The sequence below is a fragment of the Gordonia sp. (in: high G+C Gram-positive bacteria) genome (assembly GCF_020438995.1).
Classification (GTDB): domain Bacteria; phylum Actinomycetota; class Actinomycetes; order Mycobacteriales; family Mycobacteriaceae; genus Gordonia.
The window spans coordinates 1-4,812 of sequence record NZ_JAGQTN010000118.1; the positions used below are offsets into that span (position 1 = coordinate 1).

2 protein-coding genes are annotated in these 4,812 nt (G+C 67.4%); both read right to left on the reverse strand.

All coding sequences use genetic code 11. The features are described 5' to 3' along the window. The coding region (locus KDB67_RS09180; RefSeq protein ID WP_291015082.1) for a (Fe-S)-binding protein at positions 1-3,007 on the reverse strand (3,007 nt) is incomplete at its 3' end. Positions 3,008-3,358: 351 nt separating this feature from the next. Continuing rightward, positions 3,359-4,780 carry a wax ester/triacylglycerol synthase family O-acyltransferase gene (locus KDB67_RS09185; protein WP_291015084.1) on the reverse strand — a complete coding sequence of 474 codons (1,422 nt, stop codon included), beginning with the start codon at positions 4,778-4,780 and terminating at the stop codon, positions 3,359-3,361. Positions 4,781-4,812 lie beyond the last annotated feature (32 nt).

Here is a 4,812-nt window from a genome sequence, read left to right on the forward strand (position 1 = left end):
CAACCGGCTCGGCATCGGCGATCTCCTCGACCTCACCGGCGGGCTCGGCGACGGCCGGCTTCGCGACGGGCCTGGCACCCGGCCGCTTCTTGCCTGCGGCCATACCGAATCCCTTGGCCTTTGCCGCACCGGCCTCGGTGGTCGCCGCTGCGGCCGGAGCCTCGGCAACCGGGGTCTCGGCAACCGGGGCCACAGCGGCGGGTGCCGCGGCAGCGGCAGGTTTGGCCGCACCCGGCTTCTTGATGCCGCTTTTCATGCCGAAGCCCTTGGCTGCGGGCTTCTTTTCTGCCGCAGGGGCCTCGTTCGCGGGAGCGGCTTCGGGAGCGGCGGCGGCGGGCTTGGCGGCGCCGGGTTTCTTGATGCCACCTTTCATGCCGAATCCCTTGGCTGCGGGCTTATTTTCGGCTTCGGGTGCCTCGGCGACGGGTGCGGCAGCGGCTGCCGGCTTGGCGCCGCCCGGCTTCTTCATGCCGCCCTTCATGCCGAATCCCTTGGCCGCGGGCTTGGACTCCGCGGCGGGAGCGGCCTCGGCGGCCGGGGCGGCGGCTTTCGCCCCACCCGGCTTCTTCATACCGCCCTTCATGCCCAGGCCCACCTTGGGCTTGGCGGCACCGCCGGAGGCGGCGGCCGGCGCGGCCTTCTCGACGACCTTCACCGGCTCGGGCTCGGGCTCGGGTTCCGGTTCGGGGGCGGGTGCCGACGGGTGCAGGAACTTGCCGCCACGCTTGACCTCGACCGGGTCGCCGCGCTTGACCGATTCGAGCAGCATCTGAGCGACGTCGATGACCTCGATCTTGTCCTCGAGTTCGGTGCCCGCGGTGCGGGCGGTGACGCCGTCGGTGAGCATGACGCGACAGAACGGGCAGCCGGTGGCGACCTTCTTGACCTCCTGCGGGGCGGTCTCCAGCACGCCGAGTGCCTCGTCGACACGGTCGACGTTGATGCGCTTGCCGATCTGCTCCTCCATCCACATGCGGGCACCGCCGGCGCCGCAGCACATGGACCGTTCGCCGTGTCGCGGCATCTCGGTGAGGGTGGATCCTGACGCTGCCATCAGCTCACGTGGGGCGTCGTACACTTTGTTGTGGCGGCCCAGGTAGCACGGGTCGTGGTAGGTGACGCCCTCGCTGACGGGGGCGACGGGCACCAGGCGCTTCTCTCGCACGAGGCGGTTGAGCAGCTGGGTGTGGTGCACGACCTCGTAGGTGCCGCCGACCTGCGGGTACTCGTTGCCCAGCGCGTTGAAGCAGTGGGCGCAGGTGACGACGATCTTCTTGCGCTGGTGCGGCGCGGTGTCGAACACCTGGTTCATCATCTCGATGTTCTGCTGCGCCAGCATCTGGAACAGGAACTCGTTGCCCGCACGCCGGGCCGAGTCGCCGGTGCACGTTTCGCCCTGGCCGAGGACCAGGAAGTTGACGGCGGCCATGTCGAGGAGTTCGGCGACGGCCTTGGTGGTCTTCTTCGCCCGGTCCTCGTAGGCGCCGGCGCAGCCGACCCAGAACAGGTACTCGAAGCCCTCGAACGACTCGACGTCCTGCCCGAAGACGGGGATCTCGATGTCCATCTCGTCGATCCAGGCGGTACGCGCGGCGGCGTTCTGGCCCCACGGATTGCCCTTGGTCTCCAGCTTCTTGAACATGCCGGCGAGCTCGGTGGGGAAGTCCGATTCGATGAGGACCTGGTAGCGGCGCATGTCGAGGATGTGGTCGACGTGTTCGATGTCGACGGGGCACTGTTCGACGCACGCACCGCAGGTGGTGCAACTCCACAATGTCTCGGTGTCGATGACCGCGCCGAGCGCCTCGGGATCGAAGACACCGTCCTCGGCGACTACGGGCTCGCCGCCGCCGGTGGCACCCTTGGATTCGCCGACGAGCTTGCGGGCGGCCTCGGCACGGGCCGCGGCCGGGATGGCCTCGAGCTTGGCCTGGTCGGGCTTGCCGTCGGCGTCGAGCAGACCGACCTCCTCACCGCCCATGTCGGTGCTGCCACCGGCCAGCAGGTACGGCGCCTTGGTCATGCCGTGGTCACGCAGCGACATGATCAGCAGCTTGGGCGAGAGCGGCTTACCGGTGTTCCAGGCGGGGCACTGCGACTGGCAGCGACCGCATTCGGTACAGGTGGTGAAGTCGAGCCAGGCCTTCCAGCTGAAGTCCTCGATCCGGCCGGCGCCGAAGGCGTCGACGTCGGGGTCGGCGGTCTCCGGATCCAGGACCTTGCCCTGGCTCATCATCGGCTTGGCCGCACCCAGGGCGACGCCACCGTCCTGCTCACGCTTGAAGTAGATGTTGAAGAACGCCGAGAACCGGTGCCAGGCCACACCCCAGTTGAGGTGCGTGCCCACCAGCAGCAGGAACATGCTGCCCGAGAGCAGCTTGATCAGCGCGAAGATGCCGACCATGTTGGGGCTCGCGGGCAGCAGCTTGGCCACCTGCATGGTGAAGAAGTCGGAGTAGGCGTTGTGGTGGTGGTAGGTGGCGATCTTGCCGGCCTTGACGAAGATCATGCCCAGGCCCTCGACCAGCACGATCGCCTCGATCGTGTAAGCGGGCACGAACCGCGAGCCGGAGAACCGTGAGATGCGCTCGGGGACGCGCGGGTGGTTGAGCTGCCGGATGACGATCAGCGTGACGATGCCGACGACGGTGCCGATACCGAGGATCTCGTCCCACAGGTGCCAGCCGAAGGTGGCACCGATGATCGGCCAGTGGAACTCGGGGTTGATGGCCTGTCCGTACGCCTCGAAGAACAGCAGCATGCCGCCGAGGAAGCCGATCATCACCAGCCAGTGGGCGATGCCGACGGTGCGGAACTTGATCATCCGGGTGTGGGCGATGAACTCCTTGATCATCGTCCACATGCGGGGGATCACGGGGAAGAATCGTGAGCTGGGCACACTCTGGCCGAGCAGGATGGTGCGCACGATGCCGAATGCGCCGCGGACGAACGCGAACCAGCATGCCAGGCTGATCAGCACTCCGATTGTGCCGAGCGTGGCGGTCATGGGAGTCACGGGCGCGTACCGGCCTTCCTGTTGGTCGATCCACTTGTTCTGCGTGCAGGGCTGAGCGCGCAGACCCGGGCGAGCGGAGCGACGGGCGTTGTGGATGTCGTCTACTACACGTAACGGTAAAACCTCACCCATACCCGGCGCTGCCAAGGATTACCTAACCAGTGGCCGTGGTCTGCGTGACGAATAGCTAAAGACGATACTCGCCAGTAACTTACTGTCGAGTCAGATGGCCGTTGAATGCGGCGCTTTGTGAGGAAGATTACGCGCCGACGCAGGTCCGGCGCGCGCCGAGATCTCGCCCGGTAACCGCTGAGTTCTAGCCCGGCATCCACCGGGGGTGGGCTACCCCTTGACCGACCCGGCGACGTCGGCCAGCTTCTCCAACTCCTCCAGCGCGGTCTCGAGGTGGGTGAGCAGGCGCTGCAGGCTCGGCAGCTCCTTGCGGGCGCCGATCAGACCGAAGTTCATGTGCTGCGCGGTGGTCGTCACGGTGATGTTGAGGGCCAGACCTTCCATCACCACCGACACCGGGTACACGTCGGTGAGCCGGGCACCGTTCCAGTACATCTCCTCACGTGGCCCCGGAACGTTGCTGATCATCAGGTTGAACTGCGGCGGGACGTACCGGACGAAGCCCGGAATACCGGCCAGCGCGAGCGGCGCGACGTTGGCCGCGCCAAGGGCCAGCTGTTGCAGCGGTGCCAGCCCGCGGACGACCTTCTTGGCCTCCTTGGTGGAGGCGACGATCGTGCGCACGCGCTGTCCTGGGTCGGACTGCTCGGTGCCGAGCTTGCACATGATCGCCGTGATGGCGTTGCCGTCCTTGTCGTTGTCGCCGGAGTGCAGCGACACCGGCAGTGTCGCCACCATCGACGAATCGGGCAGTGCGTCCTGGTCGATCAGGTACGAGCGCAGCGCCCCTGAGCACATGGCGAGCACCACGTCGTTGAGGGTGATTTCGAGGGCCTTGGCGACGGATTTCAGGCGCGAGAGCTCCCACTGCTCGCCGGCGAAACGCCTGGCGCTGCCGATCGGGACGTCGAGCAGGGTGCGGGGCGCGGTGGTCAGTGGCGCGGCGTAGTCGTCGTCGCGCACGGCCGACCAGGCGATCTTGGCCGCGGCGGGCGCGAGCCCGACAACCTGACCGGCGACGTCGGCCGCGGCACCGGCGGCTCCGAGCAGGCCGCCGACGAGCGGGATCCCGCCGGACTTCTCTTCGGTCTTTTCCTTGGGCGGACGCGGCTTGCTGTGCAGCGCCCACGGTGTGCGGCCCGAACGATCCTCGGGGTCGGTCGACAGGGTGCGCCCGAGGATCCGCAGGGCGGTCACGCCGTCGACGAGCGAGTGATGGACCTTGGTGTAGAGCGCGAGCCGACCGTCGTTGAGGCCCTCGATGATGTGGACCTCCCACATCGGCCGGTTGCGGTCGAGGAGGGCGCCGTGGTTGAGCGAAACATAACGCAGCAGCTCACGCACGCGGCCCGGACGGGGCAGGACGACGCGGCGTACGTGGTAGTCGAAGTCGATCTCGTCGTCGTGGGTCCAGAACAGGTTGCCCATGAGCGGGGCGGGCGACGCGGGCCGCTTGCGGAACAGGTCGCTGACCTCAGTGCCGTTGTGGAAGGCGTCGAAGACCTCTTCGGCGAGGTCGGATGCGGACTGTCCATCGCGTGGCTCGAACAGCTGCAAGCCACCGACGTGCATCGGCTGCTCGCGTGTTTCCGCGATCAGGAACATCGATTCGGTGACTGGCATGTACTGCATCGCTGCGGCCTCCCCGGGGTCTGTGCCTCCTG

What these genes read in the sequence shown, in the direction of transcription:
- KDB67_RS09185 (WP_291015084.1), bottom strand. Translation starts at nt 4,780, where the DNA reads ATGCAGTACATGCCAGTCACCGAATCGATGTTCCTGATCGCGGAAACA.